Here is a 14,785-nt window from a genome sequence, read left to right as displayed (position 1 = left end):
GATGGATGAATGCCCAGAACTCCCGGTTTCCTGACGGCCCTGACGGCCATGGTGGCATTTGCCGTTGCTCCGGTCGCGGCGAGCGAGCCGGATGCCGATACGGTCGTGGCCCGGGTGAACGGCGAAGAGATCACGCTTGGCCACATGATCGTCGCTTATGGATCGCTGCCGCCGCAATATCGCCAGATCCCGGCCGATCAGTTGTTCGATGCACTGCGCGAGCAGTTGATCCAGCAAAGCGCGCTGGTTCAGGCCCGCACCGGCGATGTGCCGCGCGCGGTGGAACTCACGCTCGAGAACGAGCGGCGCGAACTGCTGGCGGCGGACATGCTGGAATCGGTGATGAAGGACGCCGCGACGGACGAAGAAATTCAGGCCGTCTATGACAAGCGGTTTGCCGACGGGAAGGGCGGGCAGGAATACAATGCCGCGCATATCCTTGTCGATACCGAAGACGAGGCGCAGGCGCTCAAGGAACAACTTGATGAAGGCGCCGATTTCGCCAAGCTGGCCGAGGCGGAATCGAGCGACGTATCGAGCGCCAACGGTGGCGATCTCGGCTGGTTCCGCGACGGCGAAATGGTGCCCGAGTTCCAGAACGGGGTCGAATCGCTCGAACCCGGCGACGTCTCGGATCCGGTGCAGAGCCAGTTCGGCTGGCACATCATCAAGCTGAACGACAAGCGCGAGGCCGATGCGCCGCCGCTCGATGCCGTGCGCGACGAGATCGCGGACCAGTTGCGCCGGGCCGCGGTCGAGGCCAGGATCGAGGAACTGACCGCCGGAGCCGAGGTGGAGCGGCCGGAGATCGAAGGGTTCGACCCGGACGTGCTGAACAAGTCCGAGTTGCTCGGAGACTGATCATGGCTGGCACCCTGCCGCGTTCGCCGCTCGCGCCGGCGCGTTTCCCCGAGCTTCCCGTCATCTCCGGCGTGCGCTTTGCCAGCACGGCGGCGGGGGTGCGCTATGCGGGGCGCGACGACGTGATGCTGGCCCTGCTCGCCCCGGGGAGCACGGTCGCCGGCGTCTTTACCCGCTCGGCGACCCGTTCGGCGCCGGTGCTCGACTGTCAGGAAAAGCTCCGCCATACGGGCGGGGCGGACGCGGCGGGGGCCGCGATTCTGGTCAATTCGGGCAATTCCAACGCCTTTACCGGGGCGCGCGGGGAGCAATCGGTGCAGGCGATCTGCGCCGCGACTGCGCTCGCGACCGGACTGCCGGTCGAGCGGATCTTTACCGCCTCGACCGGCGTGATCGGCGAGCGGCTGCCGCACGACCGCATCATTGCCGTGATCGACGATCTGGCCGCATCGCTGGACGAAGGGGCGATCGAGCCGGCGGCGCGGGCGATCATGACCACCGACACCTTCGCCAAGGGCGCGTCGTGCACCGTCGAAATCGACGGGCGGACAGTGTCGATTGCCGGGATCGCGAAGGGGTCGGGCATGATCGCGCCCGATATGGCGACCATGCTGGTCTATATCTTCACCGACGCGCGCGTCGAACAAAAGCGGCTCCAGGCGCTGCTGTCGGAATTGAACGAGCGCACCTTCAACTGCATCACCGTCGATAGCGACACCTCGACCTCGGACAGTCTGATGCTCTGCGCGACCGGCGCTGCGGGGGTGGACGCGGGCGAAAGCGAATCCTTCGCCGAGGCGCTGCATGCGGTCATGCTCGACCTCGCGCATCAGGTGGTGCGCGACGGCGAGGGCGCCAGCAAATTCGTCGAAATCCGCGTGAGCGGGGCGCAGAGCGATGCCGAGGCGAGGGTGCACGGACGCTCGATCGCCAATTCGCCGCTGGTAAAGACCGCCATCGCCGGCGAGGATCCGAACTGGGGCCGCATCGTCATGGCCGTCGGCAAATCCGGCGCCGCGGCCGACCGCGACCGCCTCGGCATCCGTTTCGGCGACATCCCGGTGGCGGAAAACGGCTGGGTCAGTCCCGGTTATCGCGAAGAAACGGCCGCCGAATACATGAAGAATCAAGAGCTTGTCATAAGTGTCGATCTCGGCATCGGCGACGGGCAGGCGGTAATCTGGACCTGCGACCTGACCCATGGATACATCGACATCAATGCCGATTACCGCTCCTGACGCCACGCGGATGGTGCTGGTCGCGGCGGTGGCGCTGATCGACGTGGAAGGGCGGATCCTGCTCGCCCGGCGGCCCGAGGGGAAGCCGATGGCCGGGCTCTGGGAGTTTCCCGGCGGCAAGATCCACGCGGGCGAAACCCCCGAAGCGGCCCTGATCCGCGAACTTCAGGAGGAACTCGGCATCGACACCTGGGCCTCCTGCCTTGCGCCGCTGACATTCGCCAGCCACGCCTACGAGGATTTCCACCTGCTGATGCCGCTGTTCGCCTGCCGGAAATGGAACGGCATTCCGCGGCCGCGCGAAGGGCAGGCGCTGAAATGGGTGCGGGCGAATCAGCTGCGCGACTATCCGATGCCGCCGGCCGATCTGCCGCTGATCCCGATCCTGCGCGACTGGCTGCCCTGAACGGTTTCTCCGACATGAAAACGGCGCAGCCATCCCTGATGGCCGCGCCGATCATATAGGAAACGACGCCCGTCGTGCGCCGGGCCGGCAGGGTTATTCAAGCGTGCGCTCGACCTCCTGACGCTCGAAGATTTCGATCACATCGCCTTCGCGGATGTCGTCGTAGTTTTCGAAGGCCATGCCGCATTCCTGGCCGGACTGCACCTCGGGCACCTCGTCCTTGTAGCGCTTCAGCGTCTTCAGCGTGCCTTCGTGGATCACCACGTCGTCGCGCAGCAGGCGAACGCCGGCGCTGCGGCGGGCGACGCCTTCGGTCACCAGACAACCCGCGACCTTGCCGACCCCCGAGACCTTGAACACTTCCTTGATCTGGGCATAGCCGATGAAATGTTCGCGGATCTCGCTGCCCAGAAGGCCGCTCGCCGCCGCTTTCACATCATCGACCAGATCGTAGATGATCGAATAATAGCGGATCTCGACGCCCTTCTGGTTGGCGCTGGCACGGGCGCTCGCATTGGCCCGCACGTTGAACCCGACGATGGCGGCACCACTGGCCTCGGCCAGGCCGACGTCGGTGTCGGTGATCGCGCCCACGCCGTAATGCAGGACGCGCACGCGGACGTCTTCGTTGCCGATCTTCTCCATGGCCTGCACGATCGCCTCGGCGCTGCCCTGCACATCGGCCTTGATCAGAATCGGCAGTTCCTTGACGCTCTGGTCCGCCTTGGCATTGGCCATGAGCTGTTCCAGCGTGGTGGCGGCGCCGGCGGCGGCGCGCTTGTCCTTGGCAAGCTGCTGGCGGTATTCGGCGATCTCGCGGGCCTGCGCCTCGGTTTCGACCACGTTCAGCACATCGCCCGCCTCGGGCGTGCCATGAAGGCCGAGGATCTCGACCGGAACCGAGGGCCCGGCGTCCTTGAGACGCTTGCCCTTGTCGTTTTCCATGGCGCGCACGCGGCCCCACTGTTCCCCGGCGACAAAGATGTCGCCCTGCCGCAGCGTGCCGTTCTGCACGAGGACGGTCGCCACCGGGCCACGGCCCACGTCGAGCTGTGCCTCGATGACAGCGCCCTGCGCGGGACGGTCGGGATTGGCCTTGAGTTCAAGGATCTCGGCCTGCAGCAGGATCGCCTCGAGCAGTTCGTCAAGCCCCGTGCCCTTGAGCGCGGATACCTCCACGTCCTGCACGTCGCCCGACATGCCCTCGACCACGATCCCGTGCTGGAGCAGGTCGGTGCGCACCTTGTCGGGGTTCGCGCTCGGCTTGTCGATCTTGTTGATCGCGACGATGATCGGCACTTCGGCGGCCTTGGCGTGGTTGATCGCCTCGACCGTCTGCGGCATCACCGCATCGTCCGCGGCGACGACCAGCACCACGATATCCGTGACCTGCGCCCCGCGCGACCGCATCGAGGTAAAGGCGGCGTGGCCCGGCGTGTCGAGGAAGGTCAGCACCTGCCCGCCATCGGCCTGCACCTGATAGGCGCCGATATGCTGGGTGATGCCCCCGGCCTCGCCCGAGACCACCTTGGCGTTGCGGATCGCATCCAGAAGCGAGGTCTTGCCGTGGTCCACGTGGCCCATGACGGTGATGACCGGCGGGCGCGGCTTCAGATCCTTCTCGTCATCCTCGATCTGGAGAATCACATCCTCGACGTCGGCATCCGAGACGCGCACCGCCTTGTGGCCGAACTCCTCGATGATGAGCTCGGCCGTGTCGGCGTCGATCACCTGGTTCTGGGTGACCATCATCCCGTTGTTCATCAGCGCCTTGACCACGGCGGCGACCCGTTCGGCCATCCGGTTGGCAAGTTCGCTGACAACGATGGTTTCGGGGAGCTGCACCTCGCGCGAGATCTTTTCGCGTTCCTGCGGATGGCCCGAGGCGCGCTGGCGGTCGCGCTCCTGCCGGCGTTTCATCGCGGCCATGGATCGCTGACGGCCGCCTTCGGCCCCGCGCAGCGCCTGATTCACGGTCAGCTTGCCCGAACGGCGGCTGTCCTCGCGGCCGCGGCTGCGCGGACGGGAATCCGCCTCGGTTTCCTCGCGGCGCGGCGGCTGGGAAGAACCGCGGTGCGGGGTCGCGCGGCGCGGTTCGGCCGGCTCTGCGGTTTCGCGCTGCGCGACGGCTGCTTCGGCCTCGCGCTTCTGGCGGGCCTCTTCCTCGGCGCGGGCCTTCAGCGCCGCGTCGCGCTCGCGCTCTTCGCGTTCGCGCTCCTCCGCTTCGGCGCGGCGGCGTTCGCGTTCCTCGGCGCGGGCTGCCTCTTCGGCTTCGCGGGCCGCAGCTTCGTCGGCCTCGCGGGCCTTGGCGGCCTGCAATGCCTTCAGCCGGCGCTCCATCTCGGAATCGGAGACTCCGGCAAGGCGACGCGACACGTTCTTGGCGGCGGATGGAAGATCCGCCCCCTTGCCCGCGCCGCTCTTGGGAACGACCACCCGCCGGCGCTTGGTCTCCACAACGACATTCTTGGTGCGCCCATGACTGAAGCTTTGCTTCACGTTCCCGGAACGGGAGCCACCACGAACGCCCAGTGTCTTCTTGCCGTCAGAATCGCTCATTAAGCTCTTTATCCTTCCAGGCGGTCATCGCCGCCTCTGGTCCTAGCGCGCAGGCCTCGCAGCCGTTGCGCTTCCTCTACAACACGGCGCCCGAGTCCGCCAGAGGCGAGCGCAGCATGTATCACGGTTTGCCGCCCGAAAGCCATCCCGAGCTCATCGGCACTCAACCAGCCGATGTAATCGCCGAAATGCGGCGTGCTGAGGCGGGACTTCCCCCGGGGCGAGCCATCGCTTGCCTGTATGAGAACCCGCGCCTCTTCCTTTGAAAGCCAGTCCTTGACCTTTTCATAGCCGGCGACCGCATGGCCGGACTTGCGGGCAAGGCTGATCAGATCGACAACCCGCCGCGCCAGCTGGCGTTCGACCTCGGCGGCAAGGTCCGGCGCAATCGTGACCGGCTGCTTCAGGCCGCGCGCAAAAAGCTTGCGATCAATCGCCCGTTCAAGTGCCTGCCGGTCGGCCGCGACATAGACCCCGCGACCGGGCAGACGATCCAGAATATCGGGAACGACCTGCCCCTCCGGTCCGGCAACGAAGCGGATCAACCCATATTTAGGGTGCACTTCGCCGGATGCAATGCATTTGCGCTCGGGGCTCTCCGGCCTGATTCTCTGGGCGCGCCCACGGGTCATCACTGTTCCTTCGGTGTCCTCGATCAGCTTTCACCCGTTCCGGCCGCCGCGACTTCGCCGCTTTCGTCCGCCTCGTCGCTTTCGCCGTCGCCCTCGTCATCCTCGTCTTGCGCCCCGGCCAGATCTTCCGGGTCGACCCAGCCCAGCAGGACGCGGGCGGTCATGACCATGTTCTGCGCCTCTTCGAGCGAGACATCGAAGGGTTCGAGCAGCCCGTCATCCTTGACCCGCTGTCCGTCAACGGTGGTGTAGCCGCCGGCAAGCTCCCAGTCGGCGCAGGTGGCGAAGTCGTCGAGCGTCTTGATTCCGTCCTTGGCCAACGCCTCGATCATCTGCGGGGTGAGCGCGTCGAAGGCGACCAGGCTGTCCTCGACGCCGAGCGCACGGGCATTTTCCAGCGCCGCCCGGTTCTGCGCCTCGAGCACATCGCGGGCGCGGGCCTGCAATTCGTCGGCGGTTTCCTCGTCCACGCCTTCGATGACCAGCAGTTCGTCGCGCTCCACATAGGCGACCTCCTCAAGGCTGGTGAAGCCTTCGGACACCAGAAGCTGGGCCAGGAATTCGTCCAGGTCGAGCGAATCCATGAACAGTTGCGTGCGGGTTTCGAACTCCTGCTGGCGGCGCTCGGATTCCTCGGCTTCGGTCATGATGTCGATATCCATGCCGGTCAGCTGGCTGGCAAGGCGCACGTTCTGCCCCCGACGGCCGATCGCCAGCGAAAGCTGGTCTTCGGGCACGACGATCTCGATGCGCTCGGCCTCTTCGTCCAGCACCACCTTCGACACCTCGGCCGGCTGCAGCGCGTTGACGAGGAAGGTCGGCATGTCCTCGTTCCAGGGAATGATGTCGATCTTTTCGCCCTGAAGCTCGTTCACCACCGCCTGCACGCGCGAGCCGCGCATGCCGACGCAGGCGCCCACCGGGTCGATGCTGTGATCATAGGAAATGACGGCGATCTTCGCGCGCGAGCCGGGGTCGCGGGCCACGGCCTTGATTTCGATGATGCCGTCGTAAATCTCCGGCACCTCCATCTTGAACAGTTCGGCCATGAATTCGGGGGCGGTGCGCGACAGGAAGATCTGCGGGCCGCGCGCCTCGCGGCGCACATCCTTGACATAGGCGCGGATGCGGTCGTTCGGGCGATAGCTTTCGCGGCCGATCTTGTCGTTGCGGCGCAGCACCGCCTCGCCCGCGCCCACATCGACGATGATGTTGCCGTATTCCTCGCGTTTCACGAGGCCGTTGATGATGGTGCCGGCGCGGTCCTTGAATTCCTCGTACTGGCGGTCGCGTTCGGCCTCGCGGACCTTCTGGAGGATCACCTGCTTGGCCGACTGCGCGGCGATGCGGCCGAGTTCGACCGGCGGGATTTCCTCGACGAAGGTGTCGCCCACCTTGGGCGCGTCAAGATACTGTCCCGCCTGTTCCACGGTCATCTCGGCCTGGTAGTTCTCGACCTCGCCATCCTCGACCACGGTGCGCACACGGGTAAAGCTGGCGCGACCGGTCCGGCGGTCGATCGCGACGCGGATGTCCATGTCGGCCCCGTAACGCGACTTGGCCGCACGGGCGAGGCTTTCCTCCATCGCCTCGATGACGAGGCCCGGTTCGATCATCTTTTCGCGGGCCACGGCTTCGGCTGTCTGCAGCAGCTCGAGCTGGTTTGCGGATGTGATGGCCATCAGTGGTTCTCCTCGTGGGATCGGTCAACCTCGATCGTGTCGTATCTTTCTTCGTCCAGCGTCTCCGCCGCCTTGCGCTGGCGCAGCATTTCCCGGATCAGGTCCTCGGTCAGCACCAGCTTCGCCTCGGACAGCCAGTCGAAGCGGAGCCCGATGGTGCCCTCGGTAACGTTGATCAGCACCTCGTCGCCCTCGACCCCGGCCAGCACGCCCTTGAAGCGGCGGCGCCCGTCGATCGGTTCCTCGGTCTCGAGCTTTGCCTCGTAGCCCTCGAATTCCTCGAAATCCTTGAGCCGGGTCAGCGGCCGGTCGATGCCGGGGCTCGACACCTCGAGCGTATAGGCATCGAGTATCGGATCCTCGACATCCAGCACCGCGCTCACCGCGTTCGAGATCTCGCCGCATTCATCGACGTCGATGCCGCCCTCGGGGCGGTCGGCCATGATCTGCAGGGTCGTGGCCTTGCCGGCCATGAGCCGCACCCGCACGAGCTCGAATCCCATGCCCTCGATCACCGAGGTGATGATCTCGGCCAGTTTGCGGTCGATCGCGGCTTTGGCAATCAGGTCGTTCGTCATCTTCCCACCTGCTGCTTGCATCTGTCCGGCGCATCAAGAATGGGCACAAAAAAACGGGCCCGCGGCCCGTTGTCATTCTCCGGTGGAGCGTCCGGCAGGAGCCCGACGCGCCGCTGTCAACGCCCCATATAGGCAAGCGCCCGCCATTGCGCAAGCCTGTTTCGCCGCTCATGCAAGCCACCAGCGCAGGGCGATGCGGCCATCGTCCAGCGCGCTGCGCGACCCGACCACGCGAGGCATGCCGACTCCCGCACGCGCGGCCAGCGCGATGCGGTCCTCGCCCGGATGATAGACAAAGCCGCCGCGTCCGCGCAGCCCCTCGGGCCGGGGCAGGGCGGCGATATCGACATAGCCGTCGCGCAATGCCTCGGCCCGCACGCCGGCATCGGGGATCGCGATCACCTCGACCGATTCCGCCCAGGCGGCTTCCCCGTCCTTGTAATGATGCGGCACCCGCGCGCCCAGAAACTGCCGCCCGGCGCGCCGGCCCCGCAGGCGATAGGGGCCGGTGCCGATTCCGGCGCTGCCATCCCCGCCCTCCGGCGTGACGACAAGGCCGGGGTCGGCCAGCCAGTAGGGAAGGTCGGGGTTGCCCGCGGCAAGTTCCACCAGAATCCGGTTGCTGCCGGTGGCCTCGAGCCTCAGCACCTGTTCCGGCAGCGGCCGCGACCTGAGCGATTCGACCGCATCCGCAGCGGTCAGCGGGCGGCCGTCGTGGAAATGCACGCCGTCGCGCAGGGTGAATTGCCAGCGCCGCGCGTCCTCGCTTCCTTTCCAGGCGGTCGCAAGCTCGGGGCGCAGGCTGCCGTCGGGGGCGACCTCGGTCAGCCGCTCGAAGATCGCGCCGCTTTCCACCGCGGCAAGCGAATCGTCGCGCGGCACCGCGATCCGCAGCCGCCCGCCGCTGCGCGGGGCGCGCTCGGGGGCAAGCCCGGCCGCGGCCAGCAGGGCGGCGGCGGCGCCCGAGGTGAACAGAAGGCGGCGGTCGAGCCGGGTCATGGCGGGGTTTCGCGGGCGATCCGGTCCATCGCCCGTGCCAGTTCGGCGGTGATGGCGGGCTCCGACAGGGCATGGCCCGCGTCGCGCACCAGTCTCAGTTCGGCGGCGGGCCAGCGCTGCGCCAGTTTCCACGCCGATTCGGGGGGGCAGATCATGTCATAGCGGCCCTGAACGATCACGCCGGGAACATGGGCGATGCGATCCATCCGCGCAAGGATCTGCCCGTCGAAATCCAGAAAGCCCTGATTGATGAAATAGTGATTTTCCAGCCGGGCAAAGGCACGGGCGTAACTGCCGGGGCAGGGCCCGGAATTGCCGTTCGAGGTGATCGAGGCCAGCGCGTTTTCCCATGCCGACCAGGCGCGCGCATGGCGGATTTCCTCGTCGTGGTCGCCCGAGAACAGGCGCTTGTTATAGGCCCGGATCAGGTCGGAGCGTTCTTCTTCCGGGATCGGGTCGATGAAACGCTGCCAGGTATCGGGCCAGAATCGCCCCGCGCCGCCGCCATAGAACCAGTCGAGCTCGGCCCGGGTCATGAGGAACACGCCCCGCAGGATCAGGTGCGCGACCCGTTCGGGGTGGGCCTGGGCATAGATGAGCGCAAGTGTCGCACCCCAGCTTCCGCCAAAGACGCACCAGGCCGGGATATCGAGCGCCTCGCGGATCCGCTCGATATCGGCCACGAGGTGCCAGGTGGTGTTGTAATCGACCGAGGCATGAGGCCGCGACCGCCCGCAGCCGCGCTGGTCGAACAGGATGATGCGATAGGCCTCGGCATCGAAATAACGCCGCATTCCGGGGCTGCACCCGCCGCCGGGCCCGCCGTGCAGCACCACCACCGGCCGCCCGTCGGGGTTGCCGGACTGCTCGACATAGATCAGATGACCATCGCCGACATCCAGCATCCGCTGGTCGAAGGGTTCTACCGGCGGATGCAGCGGATCGGCCTCGCGCCTTTGCGTGTGATCAATATATCTGTCCATGATGGAGTCCAATATAAACCAGCGACCAGAAAATCACAGGGAGAGCGGAATGCAAGCGCAACCCGGAACCATCGACCCTCAGGAGGTCGCCAAGTTCGCTGCCATGGCGGCGGAATGGTGGGATCCGCATGGCAAGTTCAAGCCGCTGCACATGATGAATCCCTGCCGCCTTGATTACGTGACCGCCCAGATCGCCGCCCAGTTCGACCGCGACCTTGCCGCGCCCGATCCCCTTGAGGGCCTGCGGATCCTCGATATCGGCTGCGGCGGCGGGCTTTTGTCCGAACCCATGGCGCGGCTCGGGGCCGGGGTCGTGGGGGCGGATGCCGCCGCGGAAAACATCCCCGTCGCCGCCGTCCATGCCGAACAGTCCGGCCTGATGATCGACTACCGCCACAGCACGGCCGAGGCGCTGGCGGATCTGGGCGAGCGTTTCGACGTGGTGGTGAACATGGAGGTGATCGAACATGTTTCGGATCCGGCCGGTTTCCTGCGCGCCTGTCATGATCTTCTGAAACCGGGCGGGCTGCATCTCTGCTCGACCATCAACCGCACCGCGCGCAGCTATGCGCTTGCCATCATCGGGGCCGAGCGCATCATGCGGTGGCTGCCGGTCGGCACCCATGACTGGGCGAAATTCATCACCCCGGACGAGCTTTTCGACCTGTTGCGCGGTGCCGGGCTGGTGCCGGTCGATCGCAAGGGTTTCGTGTTCAACCCGCTGCTGCGCGACTGGCGCATCTCGGCGCGCGATCTTGGCGTGAACTACGTCACCGCCAGCACCCGCCCGGAGTGATCCGGGCCGGGTTGCCACCGTTCGCCATGGGCCGGCCGCGAAAGTCCGCGAACTTCTGAATCACGGGCCCTCGAAATCGCGGGCATGGATCAGCGCGGGGATGCGCCGGCGCGCCGCCGCGACCTCGTCAAGGTCGATCTCGAACGGAAACGTGCCGACGGCCTCGCCCCCGTCCGCCAGCACCTCGCCCCAGGGCGACACGGCAAGGCTGTGGCCAAAGGTGCGCCGCTCGCGCCCGTCGTGCAGGCCATGGCGTCCGGTCTGGGCCGGGGCCAGCACGTAACAGCCGGTCTCGATCGCGCGCGCCCGCAGCAGCGGCACCCAATGCGCGGCCCCGGTGACGGCGGTGAAGGCGGCCGGCACCGTCAGGATCTGCGCACCACCACGCGCCAACGCCTGGTAAAGACCGGGAAAGCGCAGGTCATAGCAGATGCTGAGCCCGACCTTCCCGAAGGCCGTCTGCGCCACCACGGCGCGATTTCCGGGGCGGAACGCGTCGGATTCGTGATAAGATTCGTTGCTGCTCACGGTGACGTCGAACATGTGGATCTTGTCATACCGCGCCACCACCGCGCCGTCGGGGTCGATCAGGAAGGACCGATTCGCAAGCCGCCCGTCCGCGTCGCCGGACTTGAGTGCAAGCGACCCGATCAGCAGCCAGATCCGCAGCCGCGCCGCCTGCTCGCGCAGCGCCGCAAGCGTCGGGTCGTCGTCCTCAGGGTGCAGCACGGCGCGCTGATGCGTGCGGTCGCTCGACACGCAATTGGTGATCTCGGGCGTCAGCACCAGCCCGGCGCCGCTGTTGGCGGCGCGTTCGACCAGTTCCGCCGTAACGGCGAGGTTCCGGTCCGGGTCGTCGCCCGAATTCAGCTGAACGAGAGCGGCACGCAGGTTCATTCGGCCAGCAGCGGGTCGAGCTTTCCGGCGCGTTCGAGCGCGTGCAACTCATCGCACCCGCCGACATGGGTCTCCCCGATGAAGATCTGCGGCACGGTCCGCCGCCCGCCGGCGCGCTTTATCATCTCGGGCTTGCGATCGGGATCGCTCAGCACGTCGATCTCGGTAAACCTGACGCCCTTGCGTTTCAGCAGCCCCTTGGCCGCATGGCAGTAACCGCAGAGCGGCGAGGTATAGATTTCGACCTGTTTCATGCAATGATCCCTGTCTTGCGCCTGTTTCCTGCACGTTTCATGGCATGGGTGCCCGCGCCGGTGCAGATCTAGGCCGCCTTTGCCACGCGTGCCAGCGTAATCACGAAGATTTCGCCGGCACCCGCTTCGCGGCAGGCAGCGGCGCAGGCGGCGAGCGTTGCCCCCGATGTCATCACGTCATCGACCAGCAGCACATCGCGCCCGGCCAGATGGTGCGCCCGACCGGGGTGGACCGCGATGGACCCGGCCAGATCGGCGAACCGTTCCTGTGCCGTCCTGTGTCCGAGCGGCTGCGTGCGCCGTATCCGGCGCAGCAGGTCGGGGCACTGCGCAAGCCCCGTGCGCCCCGCCAGATGCTGCGCAAGCAGCGCCGCCTGATTGTAGCGCCGCGCCGCAAGGCGCAGCCAGTGCAACGGAACCGGCGCGATCAGCATCCCCTCGCGCAGCAGCGGGCGCGCGGCATTCGCCATCCAGAGCGCAGCCGGCCGGGCGAGTTCGCCGCGGTCGCCATGCTTGAGTGCAAGCACCATGCGCCGCGCGCGCCCCTCGTAAAGCAGGGCGGACCGGCCCTTCGACCAGGGGCGCGGCTGCGCCATGCAGTCGTCGCATTCGAGCCGGTCCCCGTCCGCCGCCCCCGGAAGCGGCACGCCGCAGGAATCGCAGACCGTGCCGGCGATGAACGGCGTGTCGCGCCAGCAGGGGCCGCAAAGCCCGAAATCGCTTGCCACCAGCGTGCCGCAGCCAAGACAGCGCGGCGGATACAAAAGCCCGACGGCGGTTTGAACTCTGTCCCGGAAGCGCCTAGTTTGCACGCATGAACACTCCTCTCCCCATGTTCGACAGGGCCGCGCTTGCCGCGCGCCGCCGGCGGGCCGATCCGAACGAACTGTTCCTGCACCGTCTGGCCATGCAGGACGTTCAGGATCGCCTCGCAGCCGTTAACAGGGAGTTTACGAAACCGGCCCTTGTGACGCCGTTTCCCGATGTCTGGCGCCGGGAACTTGCGGCGGATCTTGCCAATGCGACCTGCATCCCCGATTCCGATGTGCTCGACCTTGCGCCGGACTCCCATGACCTTGTGGTTCATGCCATGGGGCTGCACTGGGCGAACGATCCGGTCGGGCAGCTGATCCAGTGCCGCCGCGCCCTGCGCGAGGACGGGCTGTTGCTTGCTGTCGCGCTCGGGGGCGGGACGCTTTCCGAATTGCGCGCGGTGCTTGCCCGGGCCGAGTCGGAGGTGACCGGGGGGCTGTCGCCCCGCGTTTCGCCGATGGCCGAAATCCGCGATCTGGGCGGCCTGCTCCAGCGGGCGGGCCTGGCGCTGCCGGTCGCGGACAGCTTCGATGTCACGGCCGATTATCGCGACCTCGCCCACCTCATGCACGACCTGCGCGCCATGGGCGAGACGAATGCGCTCGCGCAGCGGCTGCGTCATCCGACCCGGCGCGCGATCTTTGCCCGCGCGGCCGAGCTTTACCATGCGGAACACGGCCGGGCCGACGGGCGCATTCCGGCGCGGTTCGAATTCATCTGCCTGACCGGCTGGGCGCCGGCCGAAAACCAGCCCAAGCCGTTGCGCCCCGGTTCCGCCCGGGTGCGGCTGGCCGATGCGCTGCAGACGCAGGAGACCCCGCTGCCGGATTGACCCGGCAGCAAAACCCTTTATCTGCCTTGCTCCGAGGGCGCCAACAGATGTTGAGGATCCGGTTATGAAAGACATGGCCACCAGTCGCCCGGAGCACGCTCCGGCGGATCACCCCCGGATTGCGGTCGAAAAGACCGGAATCCTGATCGGCAATCTCGGCACGCCCGATTCCTATGATTACTGGCCGCTGCGCCGGTATCTGAGCGAATTCCTTTCCGACAAGCGGGTGATCGACTATCCGGCATGGAAATGGCAGCCGCTGCTGCAACTCGTGATCCTGACCAAGCGCCCGTTTTCCAGCGGCAAGGCCTACAAGTCGATCTGGAACGAGGCCGAGAACGAAAGCCCCCTGCTGACCATCACCAAACAGCAGGTCGCCAAGCTGTCAAAGGCCATGGCCGAGGAATACGGCGATCAGGTCATGGTCGATTTCTGCATGCGCTACGGCAACCCCTCGACCCGCTCGAAGGTGCGGGCGATGGTCGAGGCCGGCTGCCGGCGGATCCTCTTCGTGCCGCTTTATCCGCAATATGCGGGCGCGACCACCGGCACGGCGAACGACCATTTCTTCCGCGCGCTGATGCAGGAGCGCTGGCAGCCCGCCGCGCGTACCATCAGCCATTATTTCGTTCATCCCGACTATATCGAGGCGCTTGCCCAGTCGATCGAGCGCGCCTATGCGCAGGTTGCGGAGCGCCCGGACGTGCTGGTCTGTTCATACCATGGCCTGCCCGAACGTTACCTGCACGAGGGTGACCCCTATTACTGCCACTGCGTGAAAACCACCCGCCTGCTGCGCGAACGGCTCGGCTGGCCGGAGAGCGAACTGGTGACCACCTTCCAGTCGCAGTTCGGCAAGGAGGAGTGGGTGAAACCCTACACGGTCGAAGAGGTCGCGCGGCTCGCGCAGGCCGGGAAAAAGCGGCTTGCAATCTGCGCGCCGGCCTTTGCCGCCGATTGCGTCGAGACGCTCGAAGAGATCAACGACGAGATCCGCGAAAGCTTTGAAAACGCGGGTGGCGAGCAGTTCACCTTCATTCCCTGCCTCAACGACGACGACGCGCATATCACGGCGATCGCCTCGGTGATCCGGGAAAACCTCGGCGGCTGGGTCGAATAGGGCCACGGTCGCGGCTGCGACCAAAGGCACGGTATCGGACGGCGATCATGCGCCCGATACCGTTTCTCGGCGCCGTGTCCGGCCGCGGGGCGGGGCGGGCAAAAGGCAGCAGAAGATGCCAGCCCCCTCCGGCGG

The 14,785-nt window shown here is 66.6% G+C and carries 15 protein-coding genes; 6 read left to right on the top strand and 9 right to left on the bottom strand.

Going from position 1 to position 14,785, the window contains the following annotated elements; genetic code table 11:
• Nucleotides 1–9: 9 nt before the first annotated feature.
• Genes B0B01_RS06390 through B0B01_RS06380 form a run of 3 tightly spaced genes read left to right on the top strand, consistent with a single transcriptional unit; the run spans nt 10 to nt 2,505 of the window.
• On the top strand, nt 10–861 hold the full coding sequence (locus B0B01_RS06390; RefSeq protein ID WP_076648786.1) for a peptidylprolyl isomerase: 852 nt from the start codon (nt 10–12) through the stop codon (nt 859–861).
• A 2-nt stretch (nt 862–863) separates the two neighbouring features.
• The gene (argJ, locus tag B0B01_RS06385; RefSeq protein WP_076648784.1) at nt 864–2,099 is read left to right on the top strand and encodes a bifunctional glutamate N-acetyltransferase/amino-acid acetyltransferase ArgJ; all 1,236 of its coding nucleotides are present in this window, start codon (nt 864–866) and stop codon (nt 2,097–2,099) included.
• Nucleotides 2,080–2,505, top strand: a complete 426-nt coding sequence (locus B0B01_RS06380; protein ID WP_076648782.1) for a (deoxy)nucleoside triphosphate pyrophosphohydrolase — start codon at nt 2,080–2,082, stop codon at nt 2,503–2,505. Before argJ ends, B0B01_RS06380 begins: the two co-directional genes overlap by 20 nt.
• Nucleotides 2,506–2,598: 93 nt before the next feature.
• On the opposite strand, the gene infB is transcribed toward B0B01_RS06380, so the two are convergent.
• From infB to pip, 6 genes are all read right to left on the bottom strand, one after another.
• Nucleotides 2,599–5,064, bottom strand: coding sequence for a translation initiation factor IF-2 (infB, locus tag B0B01_RS06375; protein WP_076648780.1), 2,466 nt, complete (start codon nt 5,062–5,064; stop codon nt 2,599–2,601).
• An 8-nt stretch (nt 5,065–5,072) separates the two neighbouring features.
• Nucleotides 5,073–5,696 carry an RNA-binding protein gene (locus B0B01_RS06370; RefSeq protein ID WP_076648778.1) on the bottom strand — a complete coding sequence of 208 codons (624 nt, stop codon included), beginning with the start codon at nt 5,694–5,696 and terminating at the stop codon, nt 5,073–5,075.
• Between the two features lie 23 nt (nt 5,697–5,719).
• Entirely contained in the window at nt 5,720–7,378 is a 1,659-nt protein-coding gene (nusA, locus tag B0B01_RS06365) for a transcription termination factor NusA (protein WP_076648776.1), read from the bottom strand.
• On the bottom strand, nt 7,378–7,956 hold the full coding sequence (rimP, locus tag B0B01_RS06360; RefSeq protein WP_076648774.1) for a ribosome maturation factor RimP: 579 nt from the start codon (nt 7,954–7,956) through the stop codon (nt 7,378–7,380). The genes nusA and rimP overlap by 1 nt, the downstream gene beginning before the upstream one ends.
• 168 nt (nt 7,957–8,124) lie before the next feature.
• Nucleotides 8,125–8,955 (bottom strand): ABC transporter substrate-binding protein, encoded by an 831-nt coding sequence (locus B0B01_RS06355; RefSeq protein WP_076648772.1) that lies wholly within the window; start codon nt 8,953–8,955, stop codon nt 8,125–8,127.
• Entirely contained in the window at nt 8,952–9,938 is a 987-nt protein-coding gene (gene pip / locus B0B01_RS06350; RefSeq protein ID WP_076648770.1) for a prolyl aminopeptidase, read from the bottom strand. The genes B0B01_RS06355 and pip overlap by 4 nt, the downstream gene beginning before the upstream one ends.
• 49 nt (nt 9,939–9,987) lie before the next feature.
• Between pip and ubiG the strand changes: the two genes are divergently transcribed.
• Nucleotides 9,988–10,734, top strand: coding sequence for a bifunctional 2-polyprenyl-6-hydroxyphenol methylase/3-demethylubiquinol 3-O-methyltransferase UbiG (gene ubiG / locus B0B01_RS06345; protein WP_076648768.1), 747 nt, complete (start codon nt 9,988–9,990; stop codon nt 10,732–10,734).
• Nucleotides 10,735–10,794: 60 nt separating this feature from the next.
• Here ubiG and B0B01_RS06340 read toward each other — a convergent pair whose 3' ends face one another.
• From B0B01_RS06340 to B0B01_RS06330, 3 genes are all read right to left on the bottom strand, one after another.
• Nucleotides 10,795–11,625 (bottom strand): carbon-nitrogen hydrolase family protein, encoded by an 831-nt coding sequence (locus B0B01_RS06340; protein WP_076650088.1) that lies wholly within the window; start codon nt 11,623–11,625, stop codon nt 10,795–10,797.
• 2 nt (nt 11,626–11,627) lie between these two features.
• Complete coding sequence (gene grxC, locus B0B01_RS06335) at nt 11,628–11,885, bottom strand: glutaredoxin 3 (RefSeq protein ID WP_076648766.1); 258 nt, start codon at nt 11,883–11,885, stop codon at nt 11,628–11,630.
• A gap of 68 nt (nt 11,886–11,953) precedes the next feature.
• Nucleotides 11,954–12,613, bottom strand: a complete 660-nt coding sequence (locus B0B01_RS06330) for a ComF family protein (RefSeq protein WP_234967719.1) — start codon at nt 12,611–12,613, stop codon at nt 11,954–11,956.
• 104 nt (nt 12,614–12,717) lie between these two features.
• Between B0B01_RS06330 and B0B01_RS06325 the strand changes: the two genes are divergently transcribed.
• Both B0B01_RS06325 and hemH read left to right on the top strand, forming a co-directional pair.
• Nucleotides 12,718–13,530 (top strand): methyltransferase domain-containing protein, encoded by an 813-nt coding sequence (locus B0B01_RS06325; RefSeq protein ID WP_234967718.1) that lies wholly within the window; start codon nt 12,718–12,720, stop codon nt 13,528–13,530.
• Nucleotides 13,531–13,603: 73 nt separating this feature from the next.
• Entirely contained in the window at nt 13,604–14,650 is a 1,047-nt protein-coding gene (gene hemH / locus B0B01_RS06320) for a ferrochelatase (protein ID WP_407675225.1), read from the top strand.
• The last annotated feature ends 135 nt before the right edge of the window (nt 14,651–14,785 follow it).

This window comes from Pontibaca methylaminivorans, from assembly GCF_900156525.1.
GTDB lineage: Bacteria > Pseudomonadota > Alphaproteobacteria > Rhodobacterales > Rhodobacteraceae > Pontibaca > Pontibaca methylaminivorans.
Note: the sequence above shows the minus strand (reverse complement) of the source record. Positions and strands in the feature narration are given on the sequence as shown.